Annotated in this window: 11 protein-coding genes and 1 pseudogene; 8 read left to right on the forward strand and 4 right to left on the reverse strand. The window is 62.1% G+C overall.

Going from position 1 to position 16,021, the window contains the following annotated elements; translation table 11 throughout:
* Positions 1-324 precede the first annotated feature (324 nt).
* From rpoD to HYH07_RS22960, 5 genes are all read left to right on the forward strand, one after another.
* Positions 325-2,463 (forward strand): RNA polymerase sigma factor RpoD, encoded by a 2,139-nt coding sequence (rpoD, locus tag HYH07_RS22940; RefSeq protein ID WP_220004623.1) that lies wholly within the window; start codon positions 325-327, stop codon positions 2,461-2,463.
* A gap of 476 nt (positions 2,464-2,939) precedes the next feature.
* Positions 2,940-4,730, forward strand: coding sequence for an adenylate/guanylate cyclase domain-containing protein (locus HYH07_RS22945; RefSeq protein WP_220004624.1), 1,791 nt, complete (start codon positions 2,940-2,942; stop codon positions 4,728-4,730).
* Positions 4,731-5,057: 327 nt separating this feature from the next.
* Positions 5,058-7,301 (forward strand): AAA family ATPase, encoded by a 2,244-nt coding sequence (locus tag HYH07_RS22950; RefSeq protein WP_220004625.1) that lies wholly within the window; start codon positions 5,058-5,060, stop codon positions 7,299-7,301.
* 47 nt (positions 7,302-7,348) lie between these two features.
* Complete coding sequence (locus HYH07_RS22955; protein ID WP_057753134.1) at positions 7,349-8,203, forward strand: SDR family NAD(P)-dependent oxidoreductase; 855 nt, start codon at positions 7,349-7,351, stop codon at positions 8,201-8,203.
* A gap of 31 nt (positions 8,204-8,234) precedes the next feature.
* Positions 8,235-8,621 (forward strand): DUF4440 domain-containing protein, encoded by a 387-nt coding sequence (locus HYH07_RS22960; RefSeq protein ID WP_057753135.1) that lies wholly within the window; start codon positions 8,235-8,237, stop codon positions 8,619-8,621.
* Positions 8,622-8,916: 295 nt separating this feature from the next.
* Here HYH07_RS22960 and HYH07_RS22965 read toward each other — a convergent pair whose 3' ends face one another.
* From HYH07_RS22965 to HYH07_RS22975, 3 genes are all read right to left on the reverse strand, one after another.
* Positions 8,917-9,186, reverse strand: a complete 270-nt coding sequence (locus HYH07_RS22965) for a hypothetical protein (RefSeq protein WP_220004626.1) — start codon at positions 9,184-9,186, stop codon at positions 8,917-8,919.
* Positions 9,187-9,364: 178 nt separating this feature from the next.
* Positions 9,365-10,357 carry an ABC transporter substrate-binding protein gene (locus HYH07_RS22970; RefSeq protein ID WP_220004627.1) on the reverse strand — a complete coding sequence of 331 codons (993 nt, stop codon included), beginning with the start codon at positions 10,355-10,357 and terminating at the stop codon, positions 9,365-9,367.
* 306 nt (positions 10,358-10,663) lie between these two features.
* Positions 10,664-12,241 carry a winged helix-turn-helix domain-containing tetratricopeptide repeat protein gene (locus HYH07_RS22975; RefSeq protein ID WP_220004628.1) on the reverse strand — a complete coding sequence of 526 codons (1,578 nt, stop codon included), beginning with the start codon at positions 12,239-12,241 and terminating at the stop codon, positions 10,664-10,666.
* 155 nt (positions 12,242-12,396) lie between these two features.
* Between HYH07_RS22975 and HYH07_RS22980 the strand changes: the two genes are divergently transcribed.
* From HYH07_RS22980 to HYH07_RS22990, 3 genes and pseudogenes are all read left to right on the forward strand, one after another.
* On the forward strand, positions 12,397-12,618 hold the full coding sequence (locus tag HYH07_RS22980; protein ID WP_220004629.1) for a DUF1127 domain-containing protein: 222 nt from the start codon (positions 12,397-12,399) through the stop codon (positions 12,616-12,618).
* 328 nt (positions 12,619-12,946) lie between these two features.
* Positions 12,947-14,680, forward strand: a complete 1,734-nt coding sequence (locus HYH07_RS22985) for an adenylate/guanylate cyclase domain-containing protein (protein ID WP_220004630.1) — start codon at positions 12,947-12,949, stop codon at positions 14,678-14,680.
* A 448-nt stretch (positions 14,681-15,128) separates the two neighbouring features.
* A pseudogene (locus HYH07_RS22990) lies at positions 15,129-15,505 on the forward strand (thiol-disulfide oxidoreductase DCC family protein).
* A 264-nt stretch (positions 15,506-15,769) separates the two neighbouring features.
* On the opposite strand, the gene HYH07_RS22995 reads toward HYH07_RS22990, so the two are convergent.
* Complete coding sequence (locus HYH07_RS22995; RefSeq protein ID WP_057747080.1) at positions 15,770-16,006, reverse strand: hypothetical protein; 237 nt, start codon at positions 16,004-16,006, stop codon at positions 15,770-15,772.
* Positions 16,007-16,021: the final 15 nt, after the last annotated feature.

Here is a 16,021-nt window from a genome sequence, read left to right on the forward strand (position 1 = left end):
CAAATCCAAGGTTTGGCGGCAAAAACAGGGTTAATCGAGGCTTAACGGTCTTGTAGCACTTTGGCCCCCGCGGCCGCAGGCAGAACAGACGCGTCAGGAATGAATCCGCGCAACAGCTGTTGGCACTTCACCTGCATCCGCCGCGACAAAGAGGCTCACGAAGCGTTAGGCAAATCCGGCGAGAGAAAGGTCGGGGTGGCGAGATGTGTGCGCGCCGCCCTTTCCGTGTCGAGATCTGACGAAGCGAGAGCGTCGAGCAACAGGTTCAAGTGATTTCACGCAGGCGCAGCGCACGTCTGCATGAAACGCGTTTAGGAGCAATGGATGGCCACCAAGGCAAAGACGCTGCAGGCGAAGGACAAGGAAAAAGACGACAAGGCAGCGGACGCTCCCGAGAAGGATTCCCAGGACGCGCCGTCGCCCTTGCTCGATCTGTCCGACGCGGCAGTGAAGAAGATGATCAAGCAGGCCAAGAAGCGCGGCTTCGTGACCTTCGATCAGCTCAATGAAGTGTTGCCGTCCGACCAGACCTCGCCGGAGCAGATCGAGGACATCATGTCCATGCTCTCCGACATGGGCATCAATGTCACCGAAGCCGAGGATAGCGAAGGCGAGGAAGACAAGGACGAGGCCGACGACGAGACCGATAACGAGCTCGTCGAGGTCACCCAGAAGGCCGTCACCGAGGTCAAGAAGAGCGAGCCGGGCGAGCGCACCGACGATCCCGTGCGCATGTATCTGCGCGAGATGGGCACGGTTGAGCTGCTCTCCCGCGAAGGCGAAATCGCCATTGCCAAGCGCATCGAGGCCGGCCGCGAGGCGATGATCGCGGGCCTCTGCGAAAGCCCGCTGACCTTCCAGGCCATCATCATCTGGCGCGACGAATTGAACGAAGGCAAGATCTTCCTTCGCGACATCATCGATCTCGAAGCCACCTATGCCGGTCCCGACGCCAAGGGCGGCATGAACACCGCGATGATCGCAGGTCCCACCGGCGAGAACGGAGAGGCGCCGGCCGAAGGCGAGGCGGCGGCTGCCGTCGCTGGCGCACCTGCGCATGTGGCCCCGCCGGCAGCTCCCCCGGCACCGACCCCGTTCCGCGCCGCTCCCGCCGCTGGCGCAGAGGCCGGCGAGGAGAAGGATCCGGCCGAGGCTGCCGCCGAGTCCGACATGGACGACGACGAGTTCGAGAACCAGATGTCGCTTGCGGCCATCGAGGCCGAGCTCAAGCCGAAGGTGGTCGAGATCTTCGACAAGATCGCCGACAGCTACAAGAAGCTGCGCAAGCTTCAGGAGCAGGACATCCAGAACCAGCTCCAGAACGAGTCGCTCTCGCCGCACCAGGAGCGCAAGTACAAGAAGCTGAAGGACGAGATCATCGTCGAGGTGAAGTCGCTGCGCCTCAACCAGGCCCGTATCGACTCGCTCGTCGAGCAGCTCTACGACATCAACAAGCGCCTCGTCTCGCATGAGGGCCGCCTGATGCGCCTCGCCGACAGCCATGGCGTCGCCCGCGAGGACTTCCTGCGCAACTACACCGGCTCGGAGCTCGATCCGCGCTGGCTCAACCGCGTTTCGAAGCTCTCGGCCAAGGGCTGGAAGAACTTCGTCCATCACGAGAAGGACCGCATCAAGGACCTCCGTCACGAGGTACATCAGCTCGCCGCGCTGACGGGCCTCGAGATCGTCGAGTTCCGCAAGATCGTGCACTCCGTGCAGAAGGGCGAGCGCGAGGCACGCCAGGCCAAGAAGGAGATGGTGGAAGCCAACCTCCGCCTGGTGATCTCGATCGCCAAGAAGTACACCAACCGCGGCCTGCAATTCCTCGACCTGATCCAGGAAGGCAATATCGGCCTGATGAAGGCGGTCGATAAGTTCGAGTACCGCCGCGGCTACAAATTCTCGACCTACGCCACCTGGTGGATTCGCCAGGCGATCACCCGCTCGATCGCGGACCAGGCCCGCACCATCCGCATCCCCGTGCACATGATCGAGACGATCAACAAGATCGTGCGCACCTCGAGGCAAATGCTCAACGAGATCGGCCGCGAGCCGACCCCGGAAGAGCTCGCCGAAAAGCTCGGCATGCCCTTGGAGAAGGTCCGCAAGGTCCTCAAGATCGCCAAGGAGCCCTTGTCGCTCGAAACCCCGGTCGGTGACGAAGAGGATTCGCATCTCGGCGATTTCATCGAGGACAAGAACGCGATCCTCCCGATCGACGCCGCGATCCAGTCGAACCTGCGCGAGACCACCACGCGCGTGCTCGCCTCGCTCACCCCGCGCGAAGAACGCGTCCTGCGCATGCGCTTCGGCATCGGCATGAACACCGACCACACGCTGGAAGAAGTCGGCCAGCAGTTCTCGGTGACGCGCGAGCGTATCCGCCAGATCGAGGCGAAGGCGCTGCGGAAGCTGAAGCATCCGTCGCGGTCAAGGAAGCTGCGGAGCTTCTTGGACAACTAACTCGGACCGTCATGCCCGGGCTCGACCCGGGCATCCATCTGAACGAAAACGGCGGGCCAACAGCCCGCCGTTTTTGTTTGACCCGGCTCTCGCCAAGTCATTGCGAGGAGCTAGCGACAAAATTGCAAAGCAATTTTGCGCTGATGCGACGAAGCAATCCAGGCTGCGGCTTGTACTCACCAGGCGATTGCCCGACCCATGACCGCTTCTATTCCAACAGCAACGAAAGAGCGGACGGTGCCCGGCTTCCGAGATGGACCACTTGCGGACTCATGCATGCCTGTTTTTGTCACCGCCTGGATCTATGTGGTTGGAACCGCGGAAAGGCGAATAACGAGCGCTCCCACCTGGTGTCGTCGTCCCTCACGAATTTCGTTCCTGAGGAACTCCTTGTTATTGCGCCAGTTCGGGCGTCAAGGCATAGTTCGTCAGGCCCACGGCACGGGGTGTTGACGGGTCGCGCTGGAGACAAGCGCATGAGCGAAGAGTCGCATACTGCGCGGCGGCTCGCCGCAATCCTTGCCGCGGATGTGGTGGGATATTCGCGCCTCATGGGCGCTGACGAGGAAGGCACGCTGGCCGCGCTCAAAGGCCATCGCAAGGAACTCATCGATCCCCTGATCGCACAGCATCAGGGCCGCATCGTAAAGACGACGGGGGACGGCCTTCTCATCGAATTTGCATCCATCGTCGATGCGGTGCGCTTTGCCGTGGTGATGCAGCAGGGCATGAAAGATCGCAACGCAAACCTCGACGACAGCGATTGCATCCGCTTTCGCGTAGGCATCAATGTCGGCGACGTGATCGTCGAAGACGGCGACATCTTCGGAGACGGCGTCAATGTCGCGGCGCGGCTGGAGACGCTCGCTGAGCCCGGCGAGATCTGCGTCAGCGCCACGGTGCGCGAACACGTCGGTGAGAAGCTTCCCATCGGGTTCGCCGACCTGGGCGAGCACAGCGTCAAGAACATCGCGCGACCGGTCCATGTCTATCGGATCGAGACGCGCTCCGAGCCCAAGACGGCCTCCTCAGGCAATGCGGCCTCCTCAGGCAACCCGGGGCCTGCGATGCTCGCACTTCCTGATCGGCCTTCAATCGCCGTGCTGCCATTCGCCAACATTAGCGGCGATGCCGAGCAAGACTATTTCTGCGACGGCATGGTCGAGGACATCATTACCGGCCTTTCGCGCCTCAAGTGGATGTTCGTCATCGCGCGCAATTCGAGCTTCGTCTACAAGGGAAAATCCGTGGACGTGAAGCAGGTGGGGCGCGATCTGGGCGTGCGCTACGTCCTTGAGGGGAGCGTGCGCAAGGCATCGAACCGCGTGCGCGTCACTGGTCAGGTGGTCGAGGCCGAGACGGGCCGGCACGTCTGGGCGGAGCGTTACGACCGCACCCTTGATGACATCTTTGCGCTCCAGGACGAACTTACGACAAGTGTGGTCGCTGCCATCGAGCCAAGTCTCCGCCAAGCGGAGGTCGAACGTGTCAAGCGAAAGCGGCCCGACAACCTCGACGCCTACGATCTGCTGCTCCGCGCCATCCCCGACGTCTATCCGGCCATGCCGGGTCGCGCCGCGAAGGCGCTGCCGTTGCTTGAAAGCGCGCTCAACCTCGAGCCGGACTACGCTGCCGCGCACGGCTTTGCCGCATGGTGCCATGAAATCCTGTTCGTACGCGGCGGCGCGCACGAAGAGAACCGGCTCGGCGCCGCGAGCCATGCCCACGCGGCCATTGCCAATGGACGCGACGACGCCACCGCGCTGGCGCTCGGAGGCTTCGCCCTCGGCCTCGTCGCGCACGACCGCGAAGCCGCGTCTCGAGCGTTCGAGGTGGCGCTGGCGCTGAGCCCGTCATGCTCGCTCGCCTACGGCTTCGGCAGCGTGGTGATGGCCACGGGCGGCGATGCGGATCGGGGCATTGAATGGGGCGAGCAAGCGCTCCGTCTGAGCCCGTTCGACCCCATGAGCTTCGGCCCGCTATTCGCCATCGCGTTCGGCCATTTCCAGCGCGCAGAGTATGAGGGGGCCGCGGAGGCGGCGCGCAGGTGCTTCCAGGCCAACCCCAACTGGAGCTACGCGCACATGCTGCTGGCGGCGACACACGCGAAGCTTGGGCGGGTCGACGCCGCCCGGGCGGCCGCCGCGCGCGTTCTGGAGCTGGAGCCGGGCTATACCATCAGTGGCATGCGCGCCGCCGCCGGCCTCCATCCTTCGATCGCCGAGCCCTTGGCGGAAGCGCTTCGTGTGGCCGGCCTGCCGGAATAGAAGCGCGCAACGAGTCCGTTCCGGTGTCAAAAGGCGACATTGAAACGAATGCGGGACCGACGTGGATGGTCATCCTTGCTGTCTCAGTTGGTGCAATCTAATCGTGACACCTCCCCTGTGGAGGTCATCCACAGCGCGGCCGCAAGAACGGGCTTCGTAAAGTGGAGGGACGAGCAATCACCGGGTAGAGCTTGGCTGGGCGAACCATGTCGGCCAAGAAGTACACGAACGGTAGTTGGGAGAACGCACCGTCGGGCGGACATGTAGCTATTTATGAGGGTTTTGTTAAACTGACGCGCTAACCGGGCACGCATGGGCGGGGTCGAGATGTCCCAACCAGCTTCCATTGCCGAATGGTTGACGGCCATAGGGATGCCCGAATACGCGACGCGGTTCGCCGATCACGACATCGACCTCTCCGTCCTCTGCCATCTCACAGATCGCGACCTGAAGGAGCTAGGCGTCTCGCTCGGTCACCGGCGCAAGCTGCTGGCGAACATTGCCGAACTGCCGGTCACGTCGAGCGCCCGTCCGAAGACGATGGCACCAGCGCCGCGCGACGACGCCCAGCGCCGTCATCTGTCCATCATGTTCTGCGATCTCGTCGGATCGACAGCGCTGTCGACCAGGCTGGACGTCGAGGATCTGCGTGCCGTCGTCGCCGCTTATCACCGGTGCTGCGCGGAGATCATCGAAGGCGAAGGTGGCTTCATCGCCAAATACATGGGCGACGGCGTGCTGGCCTATTTCGGTTATCCGCAGGCGAGCGAGCACGATGCCGAGCGCGCGGTCCAGGCCGGCCTTGCCTTGGTTGAGGCCGTACCGGGTCTCGAGACCCCCGCCAACGCGCCGCTCGGGGTCCGGGTCGGGATCGCCACCGGGCTGGTGGTCGTCGGCGACCTGCTCGGCACTGGCGCGGCGCAGGAGCAGGCGGTCGTCGGCGAGACCCCGAACCTCGCCGCCAGGCTGCAGGCGCTGGCAAAGCCGGGCACTGTGGTCATCGCGTCCGGCACTCGCGACCTGACCGGCGGGCTATTCGAATACCGTGATCTCGGCACGGTCGCGCTCAAGGGATTCGACCGCGACATGCGAGCCTGGCAGGTGCTGAGCAGCGACGCGGCCGAAAGCCGCTTCGAGGCACTGCGTGCCGCCAGTACGCCGCTCGTCGGTCGCGACGACGAGACCGCGCTGCTCTTGGGCCGCTGGGAGCAGGCGAAAGCGGGAGAGGGCCGCGTTGTGCTGCTGTCGGGAGAGGCCGGCGTCGGCAAGTCGCGCATGACGCAGGTACTACTTGAATGCTCCGCCCAGGAGCCGCATGCGCGATTGCGCTACTTCTGCTCCCCGCATCATCAGGACAGCGCGCTCCACCCGCTGATAGCGCAGTTGAATCATGCGGCCGGCATCCGCCGGACCGACACCGACGGCGAACGCCTCGCCAAGCTCGAAGACATCATCGCGGAGGCGACCGACCGGGTCGCCGAGACCGCTCCGCTCTTGGCCGATCTCTTGGGCATCCCCATCGGCGACCGCTATCCGCCGCTCGACCTGACGCCCGCAGCGCGTAGGGCGAAGACTCTCGAAGCGCCGCTGACGCTGGCCGAGGGACTTGCCGCGCGGCGGCCCGTGCTCATGATATTCGAGGACGCTCACTGGAGCGATCCGACCACGCGTGCGCTGCTCGACATCCTCGTCGACCGGCTCGCGGTCCTGCGGGTCCTCCTCGTCATCACGTTCCGCCCGGAATTCGTTCCGGCATGGCGCGACCGCACTCACGTGGATCTGCTCAGCCTCGGCCGGCTGGCGCCCGACCAATGCGTTGCGATCATATCCCACCTCACAGGCGGTAGGCTGCTGCCACGAGAGATCGCCGGCCAGATCCTGGACCGCACCGACGGCGTTCCGTTGTTCGTCGAGGAACTGACCAAGACCGTTCTCAAGAGCGGCTTGGTCAGGAAGGCCGGCAACGCCTATATCGCGACTGCCCTGATCGGGCGGACGGCGATTCCGGAGACGCTGCTCGCCTCTCTGCTCGCCCGTCTCGACCGAATGCCGGAGACGCGCGATCTCGCCCAACTGGGCGCGGCGCTCGGCCGGCAATTCTCCTATGAGCTGATCGCCGCCGTCTCGGAACTGCCGCCAGCGCTGCTAGAGCGCTCGCTGGAGCGGCTCGAGAGCGCCGAATTAATCTTCCGGCGCGGCGCGCCGCCCGACGCCGAATACACTTTCAAGCATGCGCTGGTGCAGGACGCCGCCTACGCCACGATGCTGCGCGACCGGCGTCAGCGGTTGCATGGGCGCATCGCCGCGGTGCTCGAAACTGACTTCCCGGAAGTCCCGAAGCGCCAGCCGGAGACGCTGGCCCGTCATTGCGCCGAAGCGGGCCAGACCGAGAAGGCGGTGGAGCTCTACATCGCGGCCTCGGGCCGTGCCACCGCGGCCAGTAACAATGTCGAGGCGGCGGCGCACCTCAAACGCGCGCTCGCACTCGTCGCGACGCTTCCGCCGCGCGCTCCGCGAACCGTGGAGCTCAGGAACCGCATCATGGTCGGCGGATGGTGGTGGTCCGCCTGAATCCGATGAACCAGATGGAGAAAGCAAGCACGGAGAGGAGAAGGGAAATGATCGAGAGCTTCGACGGAAAAACGGCTTTCGTCACCGGCGCCGCCAGTGGCATCGGCCTCGCCTTGGCCCGCGCCCTTGCCTCGAAGGGCGTGAAGGTAATGCTCGCCGACATCGAGGAAGGCGCGCTCGACGCGGCCCTGCGCGACCTCCGGGATTCCGGAGCAAATGCACGGGCCGTCGCCTGCGACGTGTCCGACCCCATCTCCGTGATGAAGGCGGCGGATGAGACCTTCGCCGCGTTCGGCAAGGTCCACGTCGTCTGCAACAACGCCGGCGCCGGTATCGGCGGTCCCATCGAGGCCATCGTCGAGACGGACTGGAATTGGCTCACGGCCGTCAACCTCATGGGCTCGGTCCATGGCATCCAGGCGTTCCTGCCACACATCAAGGCGCATGGCGAAGGGGGGCACATCGTGAACACCGCGTCCTTGGCTGGCCTGCTTGCTCAACCCGGCACGGGCCCGCACAATGCGACCAAAGCCGGCGTGATCTCCGTGACGGAGACCCTCGCGGCCGAGCTCGCCGGCACCAAGATCGGGGTCAGCGTGCTGTGTACGGCGTTCGTGCAAACCCGCATCGCCACCAGTGTCCGCAACCGGCCATCGCGTTTCGGCGGACCGTCCGACGAGCCGGCCAACCCTCAGATGGCTATCCTTGTCGCCGCCGGAATCGATCCGGCCTTCGTGGCCGAGCGCGTGTTGGCCGGGATCGCGGATAACGACCTCTACATCCTGACGCATCCGGAATTGCGCGACGTCATCGCCGGCCGCTTCGACCGGATCCTGGCCGCGTTCGACAAGGCGGCGCTGTTCGAAACCGCGCCTCCGGAGGCAATCGCCGCGCGCGCCTAATCACCAGCAAATCTCAACACAGGAGGCGACTATGAGTTTTTCCGGAGCATTTACCGACTTGAACGCCAGGTTTACCGAGACCGTCAACGGCCATGACCCCCATCGCTGGGCGGCCTTGTTTTCCGAAGATGCCGTTCTCATTCCCGCCGGAGAACCGAGCGTGACCGGACGCGCGGGCATCGAGACATGGGCCGAGGGCGCGATGAAGATCTGGAACCACCTCGAGATTCACGACGGAGGAAGCTGCTCGACCGAAGGAGACGTGGTTTGGGAGCAGGGCACCTGGACCGGCAACATCAACGTGCCCGACGCGAAGGAGACGATGGACATCAGCGGCAACTTCCTGCTCGTTGCCGAGAAGGAAGGCTCCGCCCTGCGCATCAAGGCGCATACCTGGAGCGTCAACCCGCCCAACTGACTCGCCTCAAAACGAGCGCGCAGAACAGCATCGGTCCTGGATCCTGCGCAGGTCTTGGACCGATGCAAGCGCTCGCCCGCTTCGAGGGTTTATGTTGACTGCAGATCTGCGAAGGGGCTCTCCTAGATGTCCGTTCAGGGTCAATCGCGTCGCTTTTGGCTTGTCTCCGACATTTGCGGTCCTGCCTCAACTGCTGACGTGCCCGCCGCAACCTTCGCCGATGGGCCAATAAGCGACATTTCGAAATGAGAGAGGCCGCCACTTGAGCCGGTCTCAACGCGGAAATCCCTTCTTCTCAGATCTTTCCGATATTGGAGTTTCTGGCGTCGTGAAGGCTCTTTATCAGGGAGGACAGTGCTTGGTCGGCCTCGCTGTAGCCGCCAGCACCAGCGATCCTGTCGAGCTCTGCAATTGTCAGCTCGCGCTTCTCGTCATTCAGTTTGATTGAATTCCGATCACGAATATCGCGCATCGTCGTTCCCTTTAATCTCTCGATGAAGACCAACCTCAGCCCGTAGCCGATGGGATACCCGACGCCGAGATTACAGGATGTGATGAGTGTCACGTAGCCGACATCTGGATGTCCTCCTTGGGCCCCAGTAACGGAATTCCTGAGCTCCGGTCGGACCATGCCCCAGATGGGTCAACAGCGCTGGGCGCTTCCGCTTTACCCCCGATCCCGGACATCTCGCCGCAACGCCCTAATGGAAGCGATGGGCCACAACCCGACATCCGCGCGCATCCTATTCGATCACCTCGTCGGCGCTGGCGAGCAATGCCGGTGGTATGGTGAGGCCGAGTGCCTTCGCGGTTTTGAGGTTGATTGCGAGTATAAGTTTCGTTGGCTGATGGATAGGAATGTCGGCCGGTGCCACTCCGTTGAGAGCCTGGCCAACATCATCTGCCCAGAGACCGAAATAATATGGCCAATCTGGCGCATAGGCCAAAAATACCGGCTCATTTTCGACGAGGTCCGTCCACCAAGTAATGGTGGGCAGGCCATATTTCATTGCCAACCGGAGTATCAGCTCTCGGTGTTCGGAATTGGGAGGAAGTCCATTGGCCATGAGCGCCTGAACCGATTGCTGCGCCATGGTCTCGAACGCTTGCTGATATTCCGGCTCTCCTGCCGAACGTTCCATTGATATGCCGATGATTGAAACTTTCGACCGCTGACCGGCGTCTCTAACTGCCTGTCCCCAAGCCCCCTCCCATTCTGCGCGGTTGGAAAGATAGGCAATGCGCGATGCCGTTGGAATTGCCTCATGTAAAAGTTCGAGATGCTTTCCCTGCATCTCAATTCCGGCATCTAAGGAAACGCCCGTGATATTGCGCTCCGGCTTTGCCATGTTCTTTACAATCCCAGCGGCCACCGGATCGCCAAACGTGGCGACGATCGGAATTGTGGTTGTCTCCTTCGCAACTTTCAGGATCATCTGGTGATCAAACCCAAGCGCTATTGCGTCAGGCTTTGTTTGCACCATCTTGCGCGCGACTTCTTCATAGCGTTCGGGCCGACCCTCCGTGGCGTATCTATCCACGATCAGGTTCTTGCCCTCTGTAAAACCGATCTGAGCCAGCCGATTGAAGAGAACCCTCCAGAACGTCTTTGCGAAATTCTCCATTCCGTCCTGGCTGCAAACTGCCAGCCGATAGACCTTGTTGGGCTCAGCTGCCGAGAGGGCGCCTGCTCCTGCGGTCCCCAATAACCCAACTAGAAAATCGCGTCGTCGCATGTGTCCGTACTCCAGGACCATGTCTGCAATGGTGAAAAGCCTATCACTTTGTCGGCGAGCCGTGCTCTCCATTAATTAGGAAATCTTCTGGTCCGCACGGCACTCGCTGGCGGATGGACGGCGGCGACAATCTCCTAAACTCTGGAAGGTCTGAGTTGGGTCAATCGCGACGGTTTGGCCCGGCTTGAGTTAGGTCCGGTCTACCTCTGACAGCCGACATATCCTCGGCCGTGGGATGCGGCAGCGATGGACCCGATTGCGGACCTTGCGCTCCTTCGATCAGGCGTTTGCCCAAGTGAACCAAGTTTACTCTGGCAACCCGGCTTTCCTCAGCCCTTCTTCAAATCGCGCAAGGTCAATCGGCCGCCGATGAGGCACCAGGTCACGGATGTTGGATACCCGGAGCGCGGGACGTAGTTGCCGGAGACGCGCCATGGCCTTGCGTGCCTGTTCGAGTCGGCCGGCCATTGCGTTGCTCGCCGCAGCGACGCGCAGTCCGGCGGGAAATTCTGGGTTGTATTGCAATGCCATTGCCGCCCAGGACGCTGCCTCTTCATAGCGGCCCAGCAGGAAGTGCGCATATGCTGTCCCGGTTCGCATGCCTGCTATCCGCCGATCCAATGGGTTCAGACGCATGGCGTGCGTAAAGCAATTAAGTGCTTGGTCCGGCTCGCAAAGCCAGTTTTTAATCCAGCCACTAAAGTGCCAAGCCTCTGCCAAATTGACATTGAGAAAAAGTGCGCGGTCGACCAAGGCGGCACCTTGTTCGAAATCACCAACGACGTAGGCGAAAGTCCACCCGCTCCCACTAAGTGCGATTGCATCATCTTTGCCCAACTCGGCGGCCCGTCTAGCGAGCAATGCTGCTTGCACAATCTCTTCCTCGGCGCCTGAAAACCAGCCGTTCCCCTTTCCATACGCGTAGCAAGAGGCAGCACGGCCGTACGCGACCGCAAAATCAGGATCGAGTTCAGTCGCGCTGTTGAACAGCTGCAATGCATCGTCGATCGCCAGCCGGTTGGTATCTATCTGATAAAATTTGGCCAACCCGCGCAAATAGACCGTATAGGCATCGAGACTTTCTGTTGGCTTACGCTTCGCGCGCTCAATCTCTGCTTTTTCAACCGTCGGTGCGATCGCTCCTACCACGCTCTCAGTTACCTGGTCCTGCAGATCAAAGACGTTTCCCAGGTCGCCTTCGAATCGGTCGGCCCAAAGATGTGCCCCGGTCGCGGCGTCTATGAGCTTGCCTGTGATGCGCATGCGGCCGAGTGCGCTTCGGACGCTGCCTTCCAGCACGTACCGCACCCCAAGTTCGCGCCCGATTTGCTTCACATCGGCGAGACGCCCCTTGTAGGTGAAGCTCGAGTTGCGCGCGATGATGAACAGGGCCTTGAACCGAGACAGCGCTGTAATGATGTCTTCGGTCATTCCATCAGCGAAGTAGTCCTGTTCCGGATCGGAGCTAAGATTAGTAAATGGGAGAACGGCCACGGAGGCTTTCTCGGGGAACGGAAGATCCGGTATCGACTCCTGCACGGGAGCATCGCCGATTGCCTCGCCCTCGAGCCTTGTCGCCTCCTGAACTGATCCGACGAAACGGAAGCCTTTGCGTGGAAGGGTCTTGATGAGGCGCTGCTCCTCGCCCGTGTCGCCGATGGCGCTTCGAGCGGCATTCAGTCGGGTCGTGAGTGCCGACTCAGAGATAATTCGCCCCTTCCATATGGCCTCGATCAACTGGTCCTTGCTGACCACATGCTCCCGGTTGCGGATCAGGTATTCAAGTAAGTCGAAGACCTGCGGCGAGACGGCGACTAATTCGGCGCCGCGACGCAACTCGCGGCGGTCGGTATCCAAAGCGCAGTTGTCGAAGAGATAACGCAAGCTACTGTTTCCCTAAGTAACTTCCGAACATCAGGCTCCAACACGCCGATCGGTCAAAGATTAAGCCGCCAGTGACGAAAATGTAAGGAGCAGGTAAAGCGCGCTCGTCCATCCCTTGGCATCCTTTGGCCCGCCCCTCCCAAGGAGAGACCGCCATGAGCACGATGACAGTATTGGGACAGCCTGCCGTGCTGACCCGGAAAGTTACAGATTTCATCGAGCGAGCAAGGAATGCGATTCAGAAACAGCGCCGCCGCGAGAAGGTGCGGGCCGCCTTGTACGGCATGAACAGCCGCGACCTGCACGATATCGGCATTGCCCATAGCGACATCGAGTACCTGGCCTCGCACCCGGAAATCGACCCGCGACATGTCTGACGTGGCGCGATATCGCACTTCTCACTTGAGCGCCGCGCGAGTGATGTCCGCCATGGGTCCAAAAGCTGCCCGCGGCGGCCAGCATCCGAAATCCTTCACAGGAGGCGACATTGGCGGCCCGGACTCGATCTCTATTTGGTGCGCACCGCTGGTCAGCTCAGGCGCACCCCGGGTCAGCACAGTTGACGTTTCAACTTAGCGCATGACCGAAACGTCAAAGCGCGTTTGGCGATGTGCTCTGATCCGTTTAGAGTATGGTGGGCCGGTGGGGCCTGGTGCGGCCATGGTGCAAGAGCGGGTCCGAGTCGAGCGAAGATTATCAGCGATCTTGGCCGCCGACGTGGCCGGCTATTCTCGGCTCATGCACAATGACGAAGAGGCGACACACGCCAAGCTGACGGCCCTTCTCGCCGGAGGCGTCGAGCCCGCAATTGCGCAGCACGGCGGCCGCATCGTGAAGAACACCGGCGACGGGTTTTTGGCTGAGTTTCCAAGTGCGGTCGAAGCGGTGCGGGCTGCCATGCAGTTTCAGTCCCGCATCAACGAACTTACCTGCGACGACGCGGAAGACAGGCGCATTCTCTTCCGTGTGGGGCTCAATATCGGTGATATCATCGTCGAAGCCCATGACATCTTTGGAGACGGCGTCAACATTGCGGCCCGGCTCGAGAGTATCGCTGAACCCGGCGGCATCTGTATCTCTCAGACTGTCTTCAATCACGCGCGCGACAAGGTGCCGTTCGACGTTGAGGAAGCGGGTGAGCAAACTCTGAAGAACATCGCCCGGCCCGTCCACGTTTACCGCATCATCATCGACCCGGGCCCGCGGACTGGGACGCCCAAACGCGAGATTCCGGCGCTCGCGTTGCCTGACAAGCCGTCTGTCGCCGTGCTGCCGCTGACCAATATGAGCGGCGACCCAGAGCAGGAATTCGTCTCCGACGGCATCGCCGAAGATGTGATCACGGCGTTATCGCGTTATCCCTCATTGTTCGTCATCGCACGGAACTCGTCGTTCACTTACAAAGGGCGAGCGGTTGATGTGAGACAGGTCGGGCGCGAGCTCGGCGTCCGCTACGTGCTTGAAGGTAGCGTGCGCAAGGCCGGCAGCCGGATCCGCGTGACCGCGCAGCTCATAGAGGCGGCGACCAGCAATCATGTATGGGCCGAGCGCTACGACCGCGATCTCGCAGATATTTTCGCCGTGCAGGATGAGCTTACCGAAGCGCTGACGACTGCGCTCGCCCCCGCCATTGCAGACGCCGAGCTCCGACGCGCCATGCGCAGGCCGCCGGGCAGCCTTGATGCCTGGGCCGCCTATCAGCGCGGCCTGTGGCATCTGAGCAAAGCGACCGCAGAGGACGATGAGAGCGCCGAGAAATTCTTCAGACAGGCGATCGATCTCGACCCGACTTTCAGCGGGAGCTACAGCGCGCTCGCTCTGTACCAGCTGCAAGCGGCCGCGCTCTATCAGAAGATTGGCCTGCGAGACGCGCAACACTCGGCGGAGGCCTTGGCCCGCCGGGCGGTCGCGCTCGATGGTGCCGATGCCGAAGCCCGTTCGTGCCTTGGCTGGGCCTTGCAAGCGCGCGGCGAGGCTGACGATGCGTTGGCGGAGATCGAGCGAGCTCTCTCTATGAGTCCAAATCTCGCGATCGCGCATGGCCATCGAGGCGCGACGCTGATCTTTGCCGGACGGCCCAAGGAGGGGGTCACGGCTCTCAACGTGTGTATCAGGCTCGACCCCCGCGATCCCTATCTGGCAGTCCGCTTGTTGCACATTGCGTGCGGTTTATATTTCTGCGGCGAATACGAGGCATCGATCGAGGCCGCAAAACGCCTGATCCGATCGTATCCGAATTTTCCGATGATCTACCGCTGGTCCGCGGCGGCGCTGGGCCAGCTTGGCCGCACAGCGGAAGCGAAGGAAGAACTGGAAAAGGCCGTCTCGCGCGCACCGGGGGCATTAGATATGTATGTCCGCAACAGAGCTCCGTGGTTTCGTCCAGAAGACTACGCGCATCTCGTCGACGGTCTCGGTAAGGCCGGATGGAGGGGGTGAGGCTGCATTAAACTGCAGGCCATCCCTTCTGTTTGCAGCGAGCTGTTCGACGTTTCTCGCACGACGTCTCTTGTCGGATCGCCAAACGTCCGATTCGGGTCAAAACGCGAAGAACTCAGGTTGAGCAAATCAGGTCTGCTCTGCAGACCATCCCGACAGACGCATCTCTGGATTGCTTCGCTGCGCTCGCAATGACCTGGATAGGGCCGAAGCCTACTTCTTCTTCGCCCTTACCGCTCGATGTCCAGCGTCGGCCGCTCGCTCTTCGCCGCGATCTCGCGGTCCTGCTCCCGAATCGAGTTGCGCGTGTTCGTCGCCGTCGAGGCCACCGAGCAATCCGGAGGACCGATATCGGGCGCTCTTCTTATGTCTACGCATCGGCAGCGTTCAGCCAAAGCGGTTTATCTGGCTTTCTCTCGGACTATACTAGTGCGTGAAAGGCGCATCGATACCGACCCACCTCACCATCTATTACAACATCCGCCGCCCCTTCTGTGATGCCGGATCGACTGGCAGCGCAACAAGCTGTTGGCGCTGGTGCGCAGCGGTGCCGTCGAATTCACTGACATCAACGAGCAGCCAGATGCGCTGGCGCAGTTTGGCGCCTCGCTCGACGACATCAGGCGCCGCCTGCATGCGACCGATGCGGCCGGCCGGCTCATCGTCGGTGCTGACGTCGCGATTGCGCTGTGGCTGAAGACGCCGGGCGAGGGGTGGCTTGCGGCGCTATCAGGCAATCGCGTGGTGCTGCCGATTACACGGTTTGTCTACGACCGGTTTGCCGACCTGCTGTTTGCCTGGAATAAATGGTGCGGGCGCTGGTGAGCGCTCGGCCGGGGGCTTGGATTCGTTTAATTGGCCGCGGACTCTGACACCTCTCCCCAGCGGGGAGAGGTCGATTTGCTCCTGGCGATGCGAAGCATCGTCGGGTGCAAATCGGGTGAGGGGGTGCTGCACACCGTGAGACCGTAAACCCTCACCCGGATTGCTCAGGTGCGCAATTGCGCACCAAGCAATCCGACCTCTCCCAAGGGAGAGGTGGACTTCCGATGCCGCACCAGTTGGGCCCAATCTCCGAGCCGAAGCTACCTACTTCTTCTTCGCTCCCACCCTTTCGATCCGCTCGATCTCCAGCGCGGGCCGCCCGCTCTTTTCCGCGATCTCGCGGTCCTGCTCTCTGATGAAGTTGCGGGCGGGTTCGTCGCCGTCGAGGCCGCCGAGCAGCTCGCTGGGCACGCGGCGGTTGGAGCGTTGCGAGCCGTCTTCGTAGACGACGTTGAAGAAGGCGAACTCGCCTTTCGGGTTGGTTCCGGGTTTCTTGGCCATGGCGGCTTGTCGTCG

This window comes from Bradyrhizobium sp. BR 10261 (genome assembly GCF_019455395.1).
In the GTDB taxonomy this organism is placed as follows: Bacteria; Pseudomonadota; Alphaproteobacteria; order Rhizobiales; family Xanthobacteraceae; genus Bradyrhizobium; species Bradyrhizobium manausense.